Origin of the sequence: Nonomuraea sp. NPDC050153, assembly GCF_044460125.1 — a bacterium.
GTDB lineage: Bacteria > Actinomycetota > Actinomycetes > Streptosporangiales > Streptosporangiaceae > Nonomuraea.
Window position 1 is genome coordinate 61,126 of sequence record NZ_JBITJQ010000008.1, and the last position, 19,139, is coordinate 80,264.

A 19,139-nucleotide genomic window follows, 5' to 3' on the forward strand; every position below is an offset into this window, starting at 1 on the left:
TCCGCAGGTCGCGACGTCCGTTTTATGTCTTGCGCAACAGCGGTAACACGCATTATCAAATGCCACTTCTTATCAACCGAATCTTGTTCTGGTTAGATGGATTCATGGATCCTCGCACCCCCTGTCTCATCGGCATCGCACAACGCACCATCCGCGAGCAGCCCGGCCCCGAACCGCTCGATCTGTGGGAGGAGACGGCCCGCGCGGCCGCCGCCGACGCCCGGCTCCCCGCCGAGCGGCTGGACTCGATCCAGATCGTCTACACCGACTCGTGGCAGTACGACTCGCCGGTCGGCCGCCTCGCCGAGCGCCTGGGCGCGACGCCGCGCCACCGCGCGTACTCCAAGGTCGGCGGTACGGCCCCGCAGCTGCTCATCGGCGAGGCGGCGGCCAGGATCGCGGCGGGCGAGCTCGACTCCGCGCTGGTCGCGGGGGCCGAGGCGCTGGCGACGCGCAGGGCGTACCGGCGGGCGGGCGAGCACGTCCGGTGGAGCCACCCCGCCGAGCCAAAGCCTCCGTACGGGTGGGAGCGCCCGCCGCACCCGCACGCGCTGGCCCACGGGCTCTTCCTGCCGGTGCACACGTACGCGATCATGGAGACGGCGCGGCGGGCGACGTTCGGGCTCACGATCGAGGAGGAGATGCGCGACCGGGGCCGGATGATGGCGCCGATGACCGAGGTGGCCGCCGCGAACCCGTACGCCTGGCGCCGGACCGCCCGCACCCCCGGCGAGCTCGCGAAGGGCGACCGCTTCGTCGGCTGGCCGTACACCAGGGACACGGTGTCCGTGCTGGAGGTGGACCAGGCGGCGGCCGTAATCCTGGCCAGCTCGCGGCTGGCCGACCGGCTCGGGGTGCCGGCTGAAGGGCGGGTCTACCTGCGCGGGTGGGCGTACGGGGAGGACACCTGGGAGGTGGCCGCGCGGCCCGAGCTCGGGGCGTCCCGGGCCATCGCGCACGTGGCCGAGGCCGCTTTCCGCCGGTCCGGGCTCGGGCTCGGCGACATGCACGCGCTCGACGTCTACAGCTGTTTCGCGGTGGCGCTGCGGCAGGCGTGCGACGCGATCGGGCTCGATCCCCTGGACCGGCGCGGGCTCACGGTCACCGGCGGGCTGCCGTACGCGGGCGGGCCGGCCAGCGACTACGTCCTGCACTCCACGGCGACCATGGCGGGGCTGCTGCGGGCCCAGTCCGGGCACGGGCTGGTGAGCGGGGTGGGGATGCATCTGACCAAGCACACGTACGCGGTGTGGTCCAGCGAGCCGGGGGGCCGGCTGGGGAGCGCCGAGCCGGTGTTCGTGGCCGAGGAGGTGCCCCTGGCGGGGGCCTGCGCGGGGGAGGGGGTGGTGGCCGGGTACACGGTGGCGCACGGGCGCGACGGCGCCGCCGAGAGGGGCGTCCTCGTGGTGGACGTGGCTGGTGGACGGGCCTATGCGGTCGTGGAGGAGGCCGGGCTGATGGCGGACGCGGAATCGCGGGAATTGGTGGGGCAGGTGGTGCGGGTGTCCTCCGACGGGAAGGTCAACGTGGCCGCGTGGTGACGCAAAGTTGATGCAAAAACTGTGACCGTGTGACTACTATCTGGTGTTGACATTTATATGTCGTCGGCGGACGCTGGAGTCATGCGGAGGACAACGGTGCGCATCGACGAGACGCTCCTCAACGAGGCGAAGGCGTACGCGGCACGTAACGGACGCAGTCTCAACTCAGTGATGGAGGACGCCTTGAGGCAACTGCTCAACCGCTCCATGGAGGTGGCCGAAAGGCCGCGCATCGAGCTACCCGTCTCCGGATCCGCGTCAGGGCCGAAGCTGACCTGGGCCGAGATCAAGGAGATTCTCGAGCAGGAAGACATCGAGCGCGCTATGAGGACCTGCCATGCGGATGCTTGACACGAACGTCCTCGTCAACGCGCAGCGGCGTGACATGGAGCACCACGAGCAGTGCCATGCCGTGCTCACCGAGATTCTGCATGGCGACGAGGCCTATGCAGTGAGCGACTTCGCGCTCAACGGCTTCATCCGCGTGGCGACGCGCATCCCGCGCCCCACCTCGTTCGAGACCGCGCGGACGTTTGCCGAGATCGTCCGCCACCAGCCTCATGCGGTGGTAGTGCACGCCGGCCCGAGACACTGGGAGATCTTCGTCAAGCTGTGCGAGCAAACCGGCGCGGTTGGCAACCTCATCCCCGACGCCTACCTCGCCGCACTCGCCATCGAGCACGGTTGTGAATTTGTGACCTGCGACAAGGATTTCGCCAGGTTCCAGGGCTTGCGCTGGCGGTCGCCGCTCAACTGAACTGGATGAAAGGGCGCAAGCCCGCACTTCTCGGCTGGGAACGTCGTGGTTGACCGGTTCGACGTCATCGAGGTGGGCGAGCGCGGTCGCCGCCGGTGGATCGGGCTGGTGGTGGTACTCGCGCTCCTGCTGATCCCTGTCGTCAGCCTGATGGTCAGCCGGGATCCCGAGCCCGGACCGCCGGCGGGCCCGACCTCCGAGCCGATCCGGTCGCTCACCAAGATCGAAAGTGCCCCGAATATCCTCACCGTCCGGCCCGCGCCCAAGGGTGGTGACGAGATCATCGAGGTGGTGTTCCCGAACGGGGTGCGGGCCGAGGTGCGCTACCCGGCCGGGCTCGGTCTCGCCGACCTGGGGGTGCGGCCCTTCCAGGGAGTCTGGGTCGACGGGCTGTACCGGCAGTTGTCCGCCCCGTACAACGGCGAGTTCGAGGTGACCGCGGGCGGCCGGCCGATCAGGAACTACGCGCCCAACGTCACCCTCTGGCCCCGCCGGGCGGGCACCGGATACTACGGGCAGGTGCTGCTGTTCGCGTTCGGGCGCTGGCGGCTGGCGATGTACGACCGGGGACAGGGGCTGACGTTCGAGCAGCGGATCGCCCTCGCGCAAGGAGTGAAGGGCAGGGAGACGAAGGACGGCTACCTCGTGCTGTCGGCCAAGGCGCCCGTGCGGCTGGCCAGGCCCGGGGAGATGGCGCAGGGGGAGCCGGCGGGGCCGCAGCTCTGGTTCGGCGGCGGCGCTGGGGAGATGGTCGCGCTCGTGCCCACGCCCGGTTGCCGGAAAAAGGCCGTCATGCCGAGGGCGATCGAGGGGCGCGGGCGGCCGGCCGAGTCGGTGTGCAAGGGTGACGTGCTGGTCGCCGTCACGGGGGCGCAGCCGTTCAGGAAGCAGGCCCTGGCGGGAATCCGGATCACGCTGAAGTAAGGTGCGGCCATGTTCGCCGTAACCGCCACACAGACCGACCCCGACAACCCACTCGCCGGGCTGACGCTCGGAGAGCACCCGGAGCCGAAGGTCCCGGACGGATGGACGACCGTCTCCGTGCGCGCGGCCGCGCTCAACCACCATGACCTGTGGACGCTCAAGGGCGTCGGCATCAGGCAGGACCGGCTGCCCATCGTGCTCGGCTGCGACGCCGCGGGCGTGGACGAGGACGGCAACGAGGTCATCGTGCACGCCGTGATCGGCACGGGAGCCGACGAGACGCTCGATCCCAAGCGAACGCTGCTGTCCGAGGTGCACGACGGCACGTTCGCCGAGCGCGTGGCCGTGCCGCGGCGCAACCTCGTGCCCAAGCCGGCCGGGATCGGCTTCGAGCACGCCGCCTGCCTGCCCACGGCCTGGCTGACCGCGTACCGGATGTTGTTCGACAAGGCCGGGCTCGAGCCCGGCTCGACCGTGCTGGTGCAGGGCGCGGGCGGTGGCGTGGCCACCGCGCTGATCGCGCTCGGCCGGGCCGGCGGCTACCGGGTCTGGGCGACCAGCCGCTCCGAGGACAAGCGCGCGCGTGCCCTCGAACTCGGCGCCGACCAGGTGTTCGAGCCGGGCGCGCGGCTGCCCGAGCGGGTCGACGCGGTCATGGAGACCGTCGGCCAGGCCACCTGGGACCACTCTCTCAAGTCGCTCAGGCCGGGCGGGCGCATCGTCGTCAGCGGCGCCACCAGTGGCGCGGTCCCGCCCGCCGACCTGAACCGGGTCTTCTTCCTGCAGTTGTCCGTCGTCGGCTCCACGATGGGCACGCGGGAACAGCTCCACCGGCTGGCGGTCTTCATGGAGCAGACCGGCGTGCGGCCCGTCGTCGACAGGGTGCTGCCGCTGGCGGAGGCGCGGGACGGGTTCGCCGCCATGGCCGAAGGGGAGATCTTCGGAAAGATCGTCTTTGCCGGCTGAATAAGTAAAGGGTTACTTCCCGGCGTTCCGGGTGATACAAGCAGGAGTGGGCTTGTCTCACCCGGGAGGCCGTCATGATGGAGGTCCAACCCTTCGGTCCAGGTTCGATGCACTGGGACACCACCGGCGAATACCGCAATCTGCTCGTCGCCGGCAGCGCGCTGGTCATGCAGACGATGCACCCGGCCGTGGGTGCGGCCGTCGCCGAGCACTCCACGTACAAGGACGACCCGTGGGGGCGGCTCACCCGCACGCTCGTCTCGATCCAGAAATGGGTGTACGGCGGCGCCGAGGGCCCGGCGGAGGGCGAGCGGCTCAGGAGGTTGCACCGGCCGATCAGCGGGGTGGACGAGCTCGGCCGGCCCTACCACGCGCTGAACGGCGAGGCGTGGGCCTGGGTGCACCTGTCGCTGTTCGAGCGCTTCATCGCGCTCAACCGCTGCTTCGGCACCCCGTTCACCGTCGAGCAGGAGCGGCGGCTCTACGCCGAGTCGCGGCAGCTCGGCGCGATCCTGCGGGTGCCGGAGCGGGAGATGCCGGCCGACCTGGAGGCGTTCTGGCGGTACTTCGACACGATGGTGGCCGACCGGCTGGAGGCGCATCCGACCGCGCTCGACGTGCTGTCGGTCCTGCGCGGCACGCCGGCGCCGCCCGGGTTGCCCAGGCCGCTGCGGCGGTTGTGGACGCCTGTGGGGGCCGGATCGGGGGAGTTCAACTACTTCGTGACGGTCGGCACCCTGCCGCCCGCCGTACGGCGGAAGCTGGGGCTGCGGTGGACGGCGCGGGAGGAGCGGCGGCTGCGGCACCTCGGGCACGCGGTGGCCGTGCTGACGCCGCGCCTGCCCGAACGCCTGAGGTACATGCCCATCGCCTACCACGCCCGCAAGGCCGCCCGCGGCGCGCGCCGCCAGGAGCGGCACCTCCGCTCGGCGTGACGGCCTCTCGGCGCCTCAGCCTTCGAGGATGTCGCGGACGCGGGCGCGGGCCTCGTCGAGCACCGTCCGCAGCTCGGCCAGCTTCTCCGGCGTCAGCCGGGCCTCGGACGCCTCCTGGCGGGCCTCGGCGACGAAGTCGGCCAGTAGCTCGCCCAGCTCGGCGTCGAGGTCGGCCCGGCTGTGCGGCGAGCCCCCCAGCGTGGCCCAGACCTCGGACCAGATCCTGCGCCACTCCCCGCTGAGCCGCTCGCCCTCGTCCTGCCAGTGGTAGGCGTGCTCCATCCACTGCCGCTTCTGCTGCTCCTTGAGCCGCCTGAAGTCCTCCTTCTGCTGCTCCTTGAGCCGCCGGGTGTCCTCCTTGGCCCCCGTGCGGACGTCCTTGGCCATCCGCGTCAGCTCGTCGCGCAACGACCTGACCGTGTCGCGGACGTCCTCCTTGACCTCGCGGGCGATGTCGCGTACCGAGGCGGAGATCTCCTGCTCCAGGTCGTCGAGCTCGTCGAGCCGGGCGTTCAGCTCGTCGCGGCCCTTGTCGGTGATCGAGAACACCTTCTTGCCCTCGACCACCTCGTGCGTCACCAGGCCTTCCTCCTCCAGGCGGGCCAGGCGCGGGTAGATCGTGCCGGGAGAGGGCGAGTAGACCCCGAGGAAGCGGTCCTGGAGCAGCCTGATGACCTCGTAGCCGTGACGCGGGCTCTCTTCCAGCAGCTTGAGCAGGTACAGCCGGAGCCGGCCGTGACCGAAGACAGGGCTCATTCCTTCTCCCCCTTGAGCAGCGTGGCCTCGCCGGAGACCGTGATCACCGACAGCGACGCCATACCGCCGCCCAGCCTGCCCGACATCGACTTCGTGCCGGGGCCGTTCGAGTTGAACAGTTCTTTGAACGCGCTGCTCAGCCTGCCGGAGGTGGACCTCATGCTCACGTCCGCCTCCACGTTCTCCGGCAACCTGACAAGGATGTCACCGGAGACGCTGTTGAGCGTCACATGGCCGGTCGGCCGCAGCGCCAGATCCGCCGTGATCCGGCCGGAGACGGTGTTCGCCCTGAGCCGGCGCGGGGTGCCGTCGGCCACGGTCAGGTCGCCCGAGACGCTCTTGAACGCCAGGTCGCCGTCCATCGCCCGGCTCTCCACGGGGCCCGAGACGGTCGTCGCGTTGACGTCGCCGCTGACGCCGTCGAGCACGACCTCCCCGGACACGCTCCTGACCTGCGTCACCCTCTCGAACCCGGCCACCACGGCGGGCGCGGAGACCACCCCGGCGTTGACGGTGCAGTTCTTGGGCACGGCGATCGTCAGGACCGTCCTGCGCCGGTCGCGCCGCAGCCAGCCGAGCAGGCCGTCCCAGGTGAGGTCCTTGTAGGTGATGGAGAGCTCCTTGGCGTCCTCGTCGTAGGTGACCAGCAGCGGGGATGCCGACTCGATCTCGGACACCTCGACCGTGGGCGGGCCGTCGCTGGCGAGCACGTCGAGGCGGCCGGCGACGATGCGCACGTCCAGCGCGTCCACTTGGCCGAACATCAGCTGTTCGGGTCCGTCGATCGTCCACTGTTGCATGATCCCCCCGCCCCTCCTGGCGACACGTTCCATCTAGATAACACGATATGTCGCGTTACCGGGAAACTCAAGATGTATCGCGTTGCCCTTAGGGGGAGAGGGCGGGCGCTCAGTCGTCCTCGTCGTCGAGCCGCGCCAGCCAGGTGGCCAGCCGCTCGACCGGGGTCTCGAACTCCGGGTTGAGGTCGACGAACTCGCGCAGTCGCTCGCCGAGCCAGAGCAGGCTGACCTCCTCCTCGCCCCGCCGTTCGACCAGCTCCTCGATCCCCCGATCGGTGAAGTACATCTTCTCAAGCCCTCCTGAAACGACAGTGAGCCCCCAGCCGGGGCCGGGGGCTCACTGTGTGGTGGTTCAGCCGAACAGCTCGTGGAGGATCTCCTCGAGCTCGGTGTCGTGCGAGTTGTGCGAGCCCGTCGCCGGCGAGCTGTTGGGGCGGCGCGAGACGCGCCGCACCGGGCGGCCGCCCAGCGTCTGCGGGTCCTCCGCCAGCTTGAGCGTCAGGTACGGCCACGGCCCCATGTTGGCCGGCTCGTCCTGCGCCCAGATCAGCTCCGCCTGCGCACCGTAGCGCGACAGCTCGGCGGCCAGCTCCTCACCCGGGAACGGGTAGAGGCGTTCGAGCCGCACGATCGCGACGTCGTCGCGGCCCATCTTGTCGCGCCCCGCCGCCAGGTCGTAGTAGAGCTTGCCGGACGTGAGCACGACCCTGGTGACCTTTGCCGGGTCGACGGTCGAGTCGCCCAGCACCGGCTGGAAGGTGCCCGTGGTGAAGTCGGTCGCCTTGGACGTGGCCGCCTTGTGGCGCAGCAGCGACTTCGGTGTGAAGACCACCATCGGCTTGTGCCGCTGCGACTCCACCTGCCAGCGCAGGAGGTGGAAGTAGTTGGCCGGGGTCGAGGGCTGCGCGACCGTCATGTTGTCGAGCGCGCAGACCTGAAGGAACCGCTCGATGCGGGCCGAGGAGTGGTCGGGGCCCTGGCCCTCGAAGCCGTGCGGCAGCAGCAGCACGACCGAGGACTTCTGGCCCCACTTCTGCTCGCCCGACGAGATGAACTCGTCGATGATCGTCTGGGCGCCGTTGACGAAGTCGCCGAACTGCGCCTCCCAGAGGACCAGGGTGTCCGGGCGGACGACGCTGTAGCCGTACTCGAAGCCGAGCGCCGCGAACTCGCTGAGCAGCGAGTCGTAGACGTAGAACTTCGTGGTGCCCTCGTTGAAGGTCTTGAGCGGCGTGTGGTCGGCGCCGGTCATCCGGTCCACCAGGACGGCGTGGCGCTGCGTGAACGTGCCGCGGCGCGAGTCCTGGCCGACCAGGCGCACCGGGTGGCCGTCGATCAGCAGCGAGCCGAAGGCGAGCGTCTCGCCCATCGACCAGTCGATCGAGTCGTGCTCGACCATCTGGCCGCGGCGCTGCAGCACCGGCGCCAGGCGCGGGTGCGGCGTGAAGCCCTCGGGCAGGTTGAGCTGGGTGTCGACGATGCGCTTGAGCGTCTCGTCGCTGATCTCGGTCGGCGTGTCGTCGTGCGACCACTTGACGACCTCGGTCGGCGGCACCCGCATCGCGGCGGCCTCGGCCGGCTTCTTCGCCGCCTCGCGGGTCTCGGTGAACGCCTGCTCCAGCTTGGCCTGGTAGTCGCGCAGCGCCTGCTCGGCCTCCTCGACCGTGATGTCGCCCCGGCCGATCAGCGCCTCGGTGTAGAGCTTGCGGGTCGAGCGCTTGGCGTCGATCAGGTCGTACATCAGCGGCTGGGTGAAGGCGGGGTTGTCGCCCTCGTTGTGGCCGCGGCGGCGGTAGCAGATGAGGTCGATGACGACGTCCTTGCGGAACGACTGGCGGTATTCGTAGGCCAGCTGGCCCACGCGCACCACGGCCTCGGGGTCGTCGCCGTTGACGTGGAAGATCGGGGCCTGGATCATCCGGGCCACGTCGGTCGCGTAGACCGAGGACCTGGACGAGGCGGGCGAGGTGGTGAAGCCCACCTGGTTGTTGACCACCACGTGCACGGTGCCGCCGGTGCGGTAGCCGCGCAGCTGCGACAGGTTGAGCGTCTCGGCCACGACGCCCTGGCCGGCGAAGGCCGCGTCGCCGTGGATGAGGACGGGCAGGACGGTGAAGCCCTCCTCGCCGCGCTCCAGGAGGTCCTGCTTGGCGCGGACGACGCCTTCGAGCACCGGGTCGACCGCCTCCAGGTGGGAGGGGTTGGCGACCACGGAGGAGGTGATGGTCTTGCCACCCGGCGAGGTGAACGTGCCCGTCGCGCCGAGGTGGTACTTCACGTCGCCGGAGCCGTGCGCCGTGCGCGGGTCGATGTTGCCCTCGAACTCGCCGAAGATCTGCGCGTACGACTTGCCCACGATGTTGGCCAGCACGTTGAGGCGGCCGCGGTGGGCCATGCCGATGACGACCTCGTCGAGGTCCTCGTCGGCAGCGTCGCTGAGCACCGAGTCGAGCAGCGGGATCAGGGACTCGCCGCCCTCCAGGGAGAAGCGCTTCTGGCCGACGAACTTCGTCTGCAGGAACGTCTCGAACGCCTCGGCGGTGTTGAGCCGCGACAGGATGTTGAGCTGCTCGGCACGCTCGGGCGACTTGTGCGGCTTCTCCACCCGCGCCTGGATCCAGGCCCGCTCCTCGGGGTTCTGGATGTGCATGTACTCGATGCCGACCGTGCGGCAGTAGGAGTCGCGCAGCACGCCGAGGATCTCGCGGAGCTTCATCAGCGGGCGGCCGCCGAAACCGCCCGTGGCGAACTCGCGCTCCAGGTCCCACAGCGTCAGCCCGTGGGACTGGATGTCCAGGTCGGGGTGCTTGCGCTGCTTGTACTCCAGCGGGTCGGTCTCGGCCATCAGGTGGCCGCGCACGCGGTAGGCGTGGATCAGCTCGATCACGCGGGCGGACTTCGACACGTCGTCGTCGTGGGAGGCCGAGACGTCCTGGACCCAGCGGACCGGCTCGTACGGGATCCGCAGCGCCTCGAAGATCTCGTCGTAGAAGCCGTCCTCGCCCAGCAGCAACCGGTGGATCTGGCGCAGGAAGTCGCCCGACTGGGCGCCCTGGATGATCCGGTGGTCGTAGGTGCTGGTGAGCGTCATGACCTTGGAGACGGCCAGGCGCGAGAGCGTGTCGGGCGAGGCGCCCTGGTATTCGGCCGGGTATTCCATCGCTCCGACGCCGATGATGGTGCCCTGACCGGGCATCAGGCGCGGCACGGAGTGGACGGTGCCGATCGTGCCGGGGTTGGTCAGCGAGATGGTGGTGCCGGCGAAGTCGTCGACGCCCAGCTTGCCCGCGCGGGCCTTGCGGACGACGTCCTCGTAGGCCGACCAGAACTGGCGGAAGTCCATCTCCTCGGCGCCCTTGATCGAGGGCACGAGCAGCTGGCGCTCGCCGTTGCTCTTCTGGACGTCGATCGCCAGGCCGAAGCCCACGTGCTCGGGCTTGATCAGCGTCGGCTTGCCGTCGACCTCCGCGTAGGAGTAGTTCATCTCCGGCATGGCCCTGAGGGCCTTGACGATCGCGAAGCCGATCAGGTGGGTGAAGGACACCTTGCCGCCGCGACCCCGCTTGAGGTGATTGTTGATCACGATGCGGTTGTCGATCAGCAGCTTGGCCGGGATCGCGCGCACGCTGGTCGCCGTCGGGACCGTCAGCGACAGGTCCATGTTGGCGGCCGTGCGTGCGGCGGCGCCACGCAGCTTGACCTCCTCGGCGCCCTTGGGCACCGGGGCGGCAGGCTGCTTCGGCTTCTCGGCGGCCGGGGGCGCCTTGGGCGGCGCCTGCGGGGGAGCGGGAGCGGTCACGGTGCCGTTCGCCACCTCCCTGACCGGTACTGCCCGGCCCGGTCCGGATTCAGGGTTGTAGTCAGCGAAGAAGTTCCACCATGCCTTGTCGACAGACTCGGGATCTTGGAGGTACTTCTGGTACAGCTCGTCGACAAGCCACTCGTTCTGACCAAAGCTTGCCAGCGGGTTTGTCCGCGACGACTCTGACGACACGGCGGAAATCGCCCTCTTCCGCAGATCGGCGTTGATGTTAGAGAACCTGTCCAAGGCTACTCGCCCGGACCGGCAGCGCGCGCCGAAGAGCCCGTGCCGCCTCGAACGATCCTCTCAGGACAGTGCAAAGAGGTCACGCCCCCCTAGTCAATCCGGGTGGTGCAGCAATTATTACTCTTTGGTATCAACAACACGGCGAGGGGTTTATTTCCCGTGGGACACCAATCTGCTAGCGATCCTCACCTCTGGTGACATCTCGGACAGCAGGTCGGCCAGCTCCTCGCCTGCCTCCTTGAGCTCCTCCAGCGACATGGGCTCAAGGCGTTCGAGCAGGAAGATCGCGTTCGTGGTCTCCTCGGTGAGCCGGGTGCGCACGACCTGACGCCAGTTCCACCTGCGGCAGGTGACGCCGACGTCGTCGCGCCAGATCACCTCGCCCGGCTCGGGCGTGCCGAGCGCCTCCTCGGACGCCTCGTCGCCGGTCGCCCGCAGCAGCCGGGCCGGGCCCACGTAGTGGTCGAGGTCCTCGCCGCCGATCGGCAGCGCGTGCTTCACGCTGATCGAGTTGTACGCGTCGACGGCCCGGTTGATCTCCGGCAGCGGCATCCTGCGGGTCAGGGCGTCGACCGAGGGCCTGGTCCGCTGCGGTTTGGCGCCGAACGCCCGGTAGGCGTCCTTCCAGGCGTCGATCTTGTCCGCCTGCGCCTCGCACTCGGAGGCCGCCGCCAGCCACGCCCGGGACCGGTCGTCCGTGGGCCCGTTGCGCAGGCCGTGCGCGGTCATGACCAGCACCGCGAAGTCGGGGCGCAGCGCGAGGACGGAGTCGTCCACCCAGATGTCGTCAAGCATCCCCACAGTTTAGAAGCCGCCCAGGTCGCAAAATTCTCTTTGCAAAATTACCTTTGTGGTTTACGGTGAGGAGCATGACGGAGCAGTACAAGATCAGTGACCCGCGGGTGCTCAAAGCTGTCTCCCACCCGCTGCGGGTGCGCCTGCTCGGCCTGCTGCGCACCGACGGCCCCGCGACCGCGAGCGAGCTGGGGCGCAAGGCCGGCGAGAGCTCGGGCGCCACCAGCTACCACCTGCGGGAGCTGTTCAAATACGGCTTCATCGAGGAGGACGACGACCGGCGCGACGGGCGCGAGCGCCGCTGGCGGGCCCGCCACCGCTACACCTCGTGGGACTCCGGCGCGATGTCCGTCACCGCGGAGGGCCGCGAGGCGGTCCGGATCATGCACCTGCGGCAAGCCGAGATGGTCCAGCGGGTGCTGGGGGAGTTCGACACCGCCGAATGGTCGCGCGACTGGGCCGACGCGGCGGGGATGAGCGACCACATCGTCTCGCTGCCGCCCGCCGCGCTGCGTGAGTTCGACGAGAAGGCCGAGGAGCTGCTGCGCGACCTCGCCGCCAAATACGCCGGCGACCCCGAGGCCAGGCAGGTCAGCGTCTGGTACGGCGCCGTACCGCGATCGAAGGAGGAGGAGTCGTGACCGCTCGCTCGGCCTTACGCCGCTACATGCTCGTCAGCTTCCTGACCTGGCTGCCCGTGGGCCTGATGGGGGCCACCCTGGTGCTGCTCATGACCTCGCGGGGGCTCAGCCTGGCGGAGGTGGGCCTGGCGGTGACGGTGTACTCGATCGTCACCGCCACTCTGGAGCTGCCGACCGGAGGCTTGGCCGACGTCCTCGGGCGGCGCGTGGTGCTGGCCGTCTCCGCCGCGTTCACCGTGGCCGCGCTCGCGCTGCTCGCCGTCTCCACCACGTTCTGGATGTTCCTGGTCAGCGGCGTGCTCAAGGGCGTGGCCAGGGCGCTGTCCAGCGGCCCGGCCACCTCCTGGTACGTCGACACGCTCCACGGGATCGAGGGCCGCGAAGCCGACCTCAAGCCGGGGCTGGCCAGGGGCGGCGCGATGGAGTCCGTGGCGCTGTGCGTGGGCGTGCTGGCGGGCGGCGGCCTTCCGCTCCTGGTGCCGGCGCAGGTGATCTTCCCGCTGGCCGCGCCGCCGCTGGTCGGCGCGGTGGCGGCGGCCGTGCTGTTGGTCGTGGTGGTGTTCGCGATGCCGGAGCCCGCGCATGACCGCAGGTCGCTGGCGAGCGTGCTGCGCGAGGTGCCGGCCACGGTCGGGTCGGGTGTCCGGCTGGCGGCCGGGGTGCCCGTGCTGCGCCGCCTGATGGCCGCCGCGGCGGCCTCCGGCGTGATCCTGTGCAGCATCGAGCTGCTCACCCCCGGGCGGCTGGCCGAGCTGGCCGGCACGGCCGAGCGGGGCAGCCTGGCCTACGCCGTGGTCGCGGCACTCGGGTTCGCCGGCAGCGCGGCGGGCAGCGCGCTCGCGCCCCGGGCGGCGCGGCTGGCCGGTAGCTCGGCCAGGGGCGCCATCGCCGGCACCGTGCTGGCCGCGCTGTCCGTCGGCTCGCTCGCCGCGACCGCGGGGCTCAGCGGCCCGGCGGGGCTGGTGAGCGCGGGGCTGGCGTACGTGACGCTCTTTGTGGGGCTCTCGGTGGCGGGCCTGCTCTGCCTGGAGATGACCCACAACGCGGTCAGCGCGGCCGAGCGCACCACCGTCACCTCGACCGGCTCGCTGTCGCTGCAGGCGGGCGGGGTCGCGGCCAACCTGACGCTCGGCTCGCTGGCCGGACAGTCGGGCGCGGCCGTCGCGTGGGCAGGGGCCGCGCTGGTGGCGCTGGCCTCGGCCCTGCTGTTCGTACGGATGCCCGCGCCGCCTACAGGCTCCAGTCGATCTCCGGCCCGACAGGCACGAGCCCACTCGGGTTGATGTTGGTCTGGGTGATGTAGTAGTGGCGCTTGATCTGGTCGAAGTCGGTGGTTTCGCGGAAGGCCGGGATCGCGTGGAGCCGCCGCGCGTACGCCCACAGCGCCGGATAGTCGATCAGCCGCCGGACCGAGCACTTGAAGTGCGCGTAATAGACGGCGTCGAACCTGGCCAGGGTCGTGTACAGGCGCACGTCGCTGTCGGTGAGGACGTCGAAGAGGTGCTCCGACTCGGCCAGGCGCACCTCCAGGAAGTCGAGCGTGGTGAAGACCCGGGCCACGGCCTCCTCGTACACCTGCTGGTCACGGGCGAAGCCCGCCTCGTAGACCGCGTTGTTGAGGCCGTGGTAGAGGCGGTCGTTCATGATGTCGATGTCGGGGCGAAGGCGTTCCGGATAGAGGTCGGGGGAACTTCCCCATGACATCTCCAGATCGAGGGTGATCTGCGGGAAGTCGTTGGTGACGATCCGCTTGTCCTGGGTGTCCCAGACGCACGGGACGGTGTAGCGGCCCGTGTAGTCCGGGTCGGTCGCGTGGTAGAGCTCCGACAGGTACTCGGGGTCGCCGCCCGGGACGCGCCAGCCCTTCTCGTCGCGGATGGGGTCGACGATCGTGACGTCCAGCACGTCCTCCAGGCCGAGGAGGGCCCGGACGATCAGCACGCGCTGGGCCCACGGGCAGGCGTAGGAGGCGTAGAGGCGGTAGCGGCCCGGCTCGGGAGGGCCGAGGCGGTCGGTGAAGCGGTTCGGCTGCCGTACGAACCGGCCATCTTCGGAGAGCTCGCGGCGCAGCTTCATGACCCCTAGTAGAACATGATTCGGACACAGAACTATATTCGGCATGTGTCGAAATTTGTGGTGACTCCCGCGAGCCAGGCGCAGCGGGAGGCGTGGGTGGGCGGGGCGATCCCCGAGGTCGAGCGGGTGCGTCCGGGGCTGTGGTCGGTCCCGGTGCCGATCCCCGTCAACCCCCTGCGGTACGTGCTGGTCTACGTCCTCGAACTGCCCGACGGCGTGGTGATCGTCGACGCCGGGTGGAACACCGACGAGGCGTACGACGCGCTCGTCGCCGGCCTCGGCGTGGCCGGGTACGCGATCACCGACGTCAAAGGCGTGCTCGTCACCCACATCCACCCCGACCACTACGGCCTGGCCGGGCGCATCCGCGAGATGTCGGGCGCCTGGGTCGCCCTGCACCCGGCCGACGCCCGTCTGATCCGCGAGCGCTACGACGACGAGGTCATCGACTCGCTCGTCGAGCGGGAGCGCGCGCTGCTGGTCCGCTGCGGCGTGCCGCCGCTGACGCTGGACGAGCTGGCCGGGGCGTCCATGATGATCAGGCACGTGGTCTCGATGGCCAAGCCCGACCTGCTGGTCGAGGACGGCGACGAGCTCGGCCTGCCCGGCTGGGACCTGCGGGCGATCTGGACGCCCGGCCACTCGCCCGGCCACCTGTGCTTCGTCTCGCCCGCGCGCAAGCTGCTGTTCTCCGGCGACCACGTGCTGGCGAAGATCACGCCCATGGTGGCCGTCCATCCCCAGTCGGGCCCGAACCCGCTGGCCGACTACCTCGACGCGCTGGCCGCCGTGCGCAAGCTGGACGTGGAGGAGGTGCTGCCGGCCCATGAGTACCGGTTCCTGGAGCTGGCCGAGCGGGTGGACTACGTGATGGCGCACCACGACGCGCGGCTGGCGGAGATCGAGCAGGCCGTGGGCTCCCTGGACGGCGTCACGTGCTGGGACGTGGCCACCCGCCTCTCGTGGTCGCGGCCGTGGGAGACGATCCCGCCGTTCATGCGGCGCGCGGCCAACAACGAGACCCTGGCCCACCTGGCGTGGCTGGAGGCCAGGGGCCGGGTACGCCGCGAGCCCGGCGAACCGGACCTTTGGCTCCTGCCCTGACACGGAGCGGCGACCGTTCAACGCGTTATCGTAGCTCTGACCAGAATGTTGTTCTCCTGCGTGGGAGGTTCGATGCTTCGGTTCGATGACAGGGTCGCGATCATCACGGGGGCCGGGCACGGTCTGGGCAGGTCGCACGCGCTCCTGCTGGCCGAGCGGGGCGCCAAGGTCGTCGTCAACGATCTCGGCGGCGCGCTCGACGGCACGGGCGCCTCCGCGGGGCCCGCCGTCGACGTGGTCGAGCTCATCACGAAGAACGGCGGCCAGGCCGTCGTCAACGCCGACAACGTCGCCACCCCGGAGGGCGCCAGGGCCATCGTGCAGGCCGCCGTGGACGCGTTCGGCAAAGTGGACATCGTCGTCAACAACGCGGGCATCCTGCGGGACAAGTCGTTCGGCAAGATGACGGTCGAGGACTTCGACGGGGTGCTGGCCGTGCACGTACGCGGCTCGTACCTGGTCAGCCAGGCCGCGTACCCGCTGATGAAGGCGGCCGGCTACGGCCGCATCGTCAACACCTCCAGCCCGGCCGGCCTGTTCGGCAACTTCGGCCAGGCCAACTACTCCACCGCCAAGATGGGCCTGGTCGGGCTGACCAAGACGCTCGGCATCGAGGGCGCCCGCAACGGCATCAAGGCCAACGCCATCGCTCCCATCGCCTGGACCCGGATGACGGAGGCGCTGCTGCCGGCCGAGTTCGAGGCCAAGTTCACGCCGGAGCGGGTGAGCGCGCTGGTCGCGTACCTCGTGCACGAGACGTGCGAGGCGAGCGGCGAGGTGTTCACCGTGGGCGGCGGCCGGGTGGCGCGGGTGTTCGTGGCGGAGGGACCGGGCTGGAAGACCGACGACCTCACGCCGGAGGCCGTCGCGGACAACTGGGAGGCCGTCATGGCCGAGCAGCCCTACGTGCTCACGGCCGCCGACTCGATGAAGGCGATGCTCTAACGCTCGCGGGTCCCCGCCGCCGGGCACTTCACGTCGGCGGTGGGGATCGCTCCGTCCAGCAGGTACGCGTCCACGGCCTCGTTGACGCAGCGGTCGCCGGTCCGGTACGCGGTGTGCGAACTGCCCTTCAGCGTCACCATGACCGAGCCGGAGAGCGTGGACCTGAGCTCCTTCACGTTCTCATAGGGGACGGCGGGGTCGCCGACGGTGCCCACGACCATGATCGCGGCGATCTGCCGGGTCGGATCGGCCAGCCAGGCGTCCCCTGAGACCGTGTCCCAGCCCGTGCACCGCAACCAGGTCCAGGCCAGCCACGCGCCGAGGATCGGAGCCTTCTCCCGGGCGGTCTCCGCCGCCTCCGCGATGCGCTCCGTCCTCGGCCGTGTCGAGGTGTCGTTGCAGTCGATCGCGGTGAAGGCGTCCCTGGAGAAGCCCTCGCTCTCCTCGAACTCCATGGCCGCGTCGTAGAGCGCCTGCCCGTCGCCCTTGAGCCCGTCCGCCAGCGCGCGGCGGAGCCGCGGCCAGTCGTCCGTGGTGTACAGAAGCTCGCTGATGCCCGCGGCCGCGAGGGCGTCGGTGAGCTTGCCGCCGGAGACGTCGAGGGGGAGGCGGTCGCGAACCTTGACGAACTCCTCAAGGCGCCCGAGTGCCTGGTCGAGGTCGCGGCCCAGCGGGCAGCCGCGCCGTTTGACGCAGTCGGCGACGAACGCCTCGATCGGCTCGTCCGAGACGTTCTCCGGACTGCCGGTCTCCGGCCCTCCTCCGGCACTGGCGCTGGGGGCGTCCAGGACCATGCGGCGCACCTTGCTGGGGTAGAGCTGGGCGTAGGCGGCACCGAGGCCGCCGCCGTAGGAGTAGCCGAAGTAGGTCAGCTCGGGCTCATCCAGCGCCGACCGCAGGATGTCCAGGTCGCGGGCGGTCGCGTCGGTGGTGAGGTGCGGCACCAACCGGCCGGCCTGTCGCCTGCAGGCGGCCGCGTACTCGCTCACGGCCTTGACCAGGGCCTCGCGCTCCTTCGGGGTGTCCGGCGTCTGGTCCACCGAGAGGTACGGCAGGGGCTCGCCCTTGGGGCGGCAGTTCAGCGGAGAGCTTCTGCCCACGCCGCGCGGGTCGAAGGCGACGATGTCGTAGCGGGAGCGCAGCGTGTTGAACGGTTCGGGGTCCGCGATGAACGTCGCGACGCCCGAGACCCCGGGGCCGCCGTAGTTGACCACGAGTGAGCCGATCCGCTGGTCGGGGTGGCGCGCGGGGAGCCGGGCCAGCGCCATGTCGATCGGGTGCTCCTGCGGGGCGGCGTGATCGAGCGGGACCTTGATGGTCGCGCATTCCACGTCGAGGCTGCCGGGACAGCGCGTCCACACCGGGCGCTGGGCCCGCAGGGCTTCGTCGGTCTGGGTGGTGAGGACCCCGTAGGCCCACCAGGCCAGCAGGCCGACGATGATCGCGGTCGGCAGGGCGACGCGGATGAAGCGACGTAACAAGCCAGGCTCCCGGGAGGACTTCTGTCAGAGGGCGACGCCGATGCCATCGCTCTTCGGGGGACCTTAGCGGAAGACTGCCGCTCCGAAAGATGACCAAAAAGTCGGAAAAACCGGGCTTTGTTCGATCTTCGGCGGAAGTCGGCGGAGTTTTGTCGATGCTCGCTCTTGATTTGCCGCATCGGTGATCTTATTGTCGCGGCATGACCCCCCAGCCGGGCTCTGCCGGAGATGTGCTGACGTTGATCAGCGCAGGCTCGGCCACGACCCGTTCCGATCTAGCACGGCTCACCGGCCTGGCCAGATCCACGATCTCCCAGCGCGTGGACGCGCTGATCGAGCGCGGGCTGGTCGAGGAGACCGAGAGCGGTGAGTCCACCGGCGGCCGGCCGCCGCGCCAGCTGCGCCTGCACACCGAGGACCACGCCTTCGCGGGCGTCGACCTGGGCGCCACCCACTGCCGGGTCGCGCTGATGGACATCTCGGGCAACGTGCTGGCCGAGTGCGAGGACTCGCTGCTGATCGGCGAGGGGCCGGAGAAGGTGCTCGCCCACGTGGACCAGCGCCTAGGCCGGCTGCTCGGCGAGGTGGGCCGGCCGCGGTCGGCGCTGCGCGCCATCGGGATCGGGGTGCCGGGGCCGGTGGAGTTCGCCACGGGACGGCCGAACAACCCGCCGATCATGCCGGGCTGGAACGACTACCCCATCCCCGAATACTTCGAGGGCGTGTCGGTGCTGGTCGACAACGACGTCAACGTGATGGCGCTCGGCGAGCACCGCCACTCCTTCCCCGGCGCCGGCCACCTGCTGTTCGTCAAGGTCGGCACGGGCATCGGCTGCGGCATCATGGCCGAGGGCAAGCTTCACAGGGGCGCGCAGGGTTCGGCCGGCGACATCGGGCACATCCGGGTCAGCGGCCACGAGGACGCGGGCTGCCGGTGCGGCAACAGCGCCTGCCTGGAGGCCGTGGCCGGCGGCGCCGCCATCGCGCGGCGGCTGAGCGAGCTGGGCCTGCCGGCCGAGTCGGGAGCCGACGTCGTGGCGCTCGTGCAGGCGGGCAACACCCAGGCGCTGCGGCTGGTCAGGGAGGCCGGCCGGCTCATCGGCGAGGTGCTGGCCAGCCTGGTCAACTTCTTCAACCCCGAGGTCATCGTCATCGGCGGCGCGCTGTCGCGGGTGCACGAGCATCTGCTGGCCGGGATCAGGGAGACGGTCTACCGCAGGTCGCTCCCACTGGCCACGCACCACCTGTCGATCACGCCGAGCCGTACGGGCATCAACGCGGCCGCGCTCGGGGCGGGGATCCTCGCCATCGAGCACTACCTCTCGCCGGAGAACATCAACCGGATCGTCAACGCCTGAAAGGGTCCTCCC

18 protein-coding genes are annotated in these 19,139 nt (G+C 70.2%); 11 read left to right on the forward strand and 7 right to left on the reverse strand.

The window, feature by feature from the left end:
- The first annotated feature begins 104 nt into the window (after positions 1-104).
- The 6 genes from ACIBQ1_RS21520 (at position 105) to ACIBQ1_RS21545 (ending at position 5,123) form a co-directional block, all read left to right on the forward strand.
- Positions 105-1,541 (forward strand): acetyl-CoA synthetase, encoded by a 1,437-nt coding sequence (locus ACIBQ1_RS21520; RefSeq protein ID WP_397279869.1) that lies wholly within the window; start codon positions 105-107, stop codon positions 1,539-1,541.
- 96 nt (positions 1,542-1,637) lie between these two features.
- Complete coding sequence (locus ACIBQ1_RS21525) at positions 1,638-1,892, forward strand: hypothetical protein (RefSeq protein WP_397279871.1); 255 nt, start codon at positions 1,638-1,640, stop codon at positions 1,890-1,892.
- Entirely contained in the window at positions 1,879-2,298 is a 420-nt protein-coding gene (locus tag ACIBQ1_RS21530; protein WP_397279873.1) for a type II toxin-antitoxin system VapC family toxin, read from the forward strand. The genes ACIBQ1_RS21525 and ACIBQ1_RS21530 overlap by 14 nt, the downstream gene beginning before the upstream one ends.
- Before the next feature lie 45 nt (positions 2,299-2,343).
- Positions 2,344-3,222, forward strand: coding sequence for a hypothetical protein (locus ACIBQ1_RS21535; RefSeq protein ID WP_397279875.1), 879 nt, complete (start codon positions 2,344-2,346; stop codon positions 3,220-3,222).
- 9 nt (positions 3,223-3,231) lie between these two features.
- The gene (locus ACIBQ1_RS21540) at positions 3,232-4,188 is read left to right on the forward strand and encodes a zinc-binding dehydrogenase (protein ID WP_397279877.1); all 957 of its coding nucleotides are present in this window, start codon (positions 3,232-3,234) and stop codon (positions 4,186-4,188) included.
- Positions 4,189-4,262: 74 nt separating this feature from the next.
- Positions 4,263-5,123 carry an oxygenase MpaB family protein gene (locus ACIBQ1_RS21545; protein ID WP_397279879.1) on the forward strand — a complete coding sequence of 287 codons (861 nt, stop codon included), beginning with the start codon at positions 4,263-4,265 and terminating at the stop codon, positions 5,121-5,123.
- Between the two features lie 15 nt (positions 5,124-5,138).
- On the opposite strand, the gene ACIBQ1_RS21550 is transcribed toward ACIBQ1_RS21545, so the two are convergent.
- The 5 genes from ACIBQ1_RS21550 to ACIBQ1_RS21570 form a co-directional block, all read right to left on the reverse strand.
- The gene (locus tag ACIBQ1_RS21550; protein WP_397279880.1) at positions 5,139-5,879 is read right to left on the reverse strand and encodes a helix-turn-helix transcriptional regulator; all 741 of its coding nucleotides are present in this window, start codon (positions 5,877-5,879) and stop codon (positions 5,139-5,141) included.
- A complete protein-coding gene (locus ACIBQ1_RS21555; RefSeq protein ID WP_397279882.1) occupies positions 5,876-6,679 on the reverse strand; it encodes a DUF4097 family beta strand repeat-containing protein in 804 nt (267 codons plus the stop codon). Before ACIBQ1_RS21555 ends, ACIBQ1_RS21550 begins: the two co-directional genes overlap by 4 nt.
- A gap of 109 nt (positions 6,680-6,788) precedes the next feature.
- Positions 6,789-6,965, reverse strand: a complete 177-nt coding sequence (locus ACIBQ1_RS21560; protein WP_225301873.1) for a DUF6104 family protein — start codon at positions 6,963-6,965, stop codon at positions 6,789-6,791.
- Between the two features lie 66 nt (positions 6,966-7,031).
- Positions 7,032-10,673: a multifunctional oxoglutarate decarboxylase/oxoglutarate dehydrogenase thiamine pyrophosphate-binding subunit/dihydrolipoyllysine-residue succinyltransferase subunit gene (locus ACIBQ1_RS21565; protein ID WP_397279884.1), complete on the reverse strand. Its 3,642-nt coding sequence runs from the start codon at positions 10,671-10,673 to the stop codon at positions 7,032-7,034.
- A 204-nt stretch (positions 10,674-10,877) separates the two neighbouring features.
- Positions 10,878-11,522, reverse strand: a complete 645-nt coding sequence (locus tag ACIBQ1_RS21570) for a B3/4 domain-containing protein (protein WP_397279886.1) — start codon at positions 11,520-11,522, stop codon at positions 10,878-10,880.
- A 74-nt stretch (positions 11,523-11,596) separates the two neighbouring features.
- On the opposite strand from ACIBQ1_RS21570, the gene ACIBQ1_RS21575 reads away from it, so the two are divergent.
- Both ACIBQ1_RS21575 and ACIBQ1_RS21580 read left to right on the forward strand, forming a co-directional pair.
- Positions 11,597-12,163, forward strand: coding sequence for a winged helix-turn-helix domain-containing protein (locus tag ACIBQ1_RS21575; protein WP_397279888.1), 567 nt, complete (start codon positions 11,597-11,599; stop codon positions 12,161-12,163).
- The gene (locus ACIBQ1_RS21580) at positions 12,160-13,446 is read left to right on the forward strand and encodes an MFS transporter (protein WP_397279889.1); all 1,287 of its coding nucleotides are present in this window, start codon (positions 12,160-12,162) and stop codon (positions 13,444-13,446) included. Before ACIBQ1_RS21575 ends, ACIBQ1_RS21580 begins: the two co-directional genes overlap by 4 nt.
- Here ACIBQ1_RS21580 and ACIBQ1_RS21585 read toward each other — a convergent pair.
- On the reverse strand, positions 13,394-14,239 hold the full coding sequence (locus ACIBQ1_RS21585) for a glutathione S-transferase family protein (protein ID WP_397279891.1): 846 nt from the start codon (positions 14,237-14,239) through the stop codon (positions 13,394-13,396). The two genes, ACIBQ1_RS21580 and ACIBQ1_RS21585, sit on opposite strands and share 53 nt — an antisense overlap.
- Positions 14,240-14,284: 45 nt before the next feature.
- On the opposite strand from ACIBQ1_RS21585, the gene ACIBQ1_RS21590 reads away from it, so the two are divergent.
- Together ACIBQ1_RS21590 and ACIBQ1_RS21595 are read left to right on the forward strand one after the other, a co-directional pair.
- A complete protein-coding gene (locus tag ACIBQ1_RS21590) occupies positions 14,285-15,343 on the forward strand; it encodes an MBL fold metallo-hydrolase (RefSeq protein WP_397279892.1) in 1,059 nt (352 codons plus the stop codon).
- A gap of 72 nt (positions 15,344-15,415) precedes the next feature.
- On the forward strand, positions 15,416-16,288 hold the full coding sequence (locus ACIBQ1_RS21595) for an SDR family oxidoreductase (protein ID WP_397279894.1): 873 nt from the start codon (positions 15,416-15,418) through the stop codon (positions 16,286-16,288).
- Here the strand turns inward: ACIBQ1_RS21595 and ACIBQ1_RS21600 are convergent.
- Positions 16,285-17,769 carry an alpha/beta hydrolase gene (locus ACIBQ1_RS21600; protein ID WP_397279896.1) on the reverse strand — a complete coding sequence of 495 codons (1,485 nt, stop codon included), beginning with the start codon at positions 17,767-17,769 and terminating at the stop codon, positions 16,285-16,287. The two genes, ACIBQ1_RS21595 and ACIBQ1_RS21600, sit on opposite strands and share 4 nt — an antisense overlap.
- Positions 17,770-17,969: 200 nt before the next feature.
- On the opposite strand from ACIBQ1_RS21600, the gene ACIBQ1_RS21605 reads away from it, so the two are divergent.
- On the forward strand, positions 17,970-19,127 hold the full coding sequence (locus ACIBQ1_RS21605) for an ROK family transcriptional regulator (protein ID WP_397279898.1): 1,158 nt from the start codon (positions 17,970-17,972) through the stop codon (positions 19,125-19,127).
- Positions 19,128-19,139 lie beyond the last annotated feature (12 nt).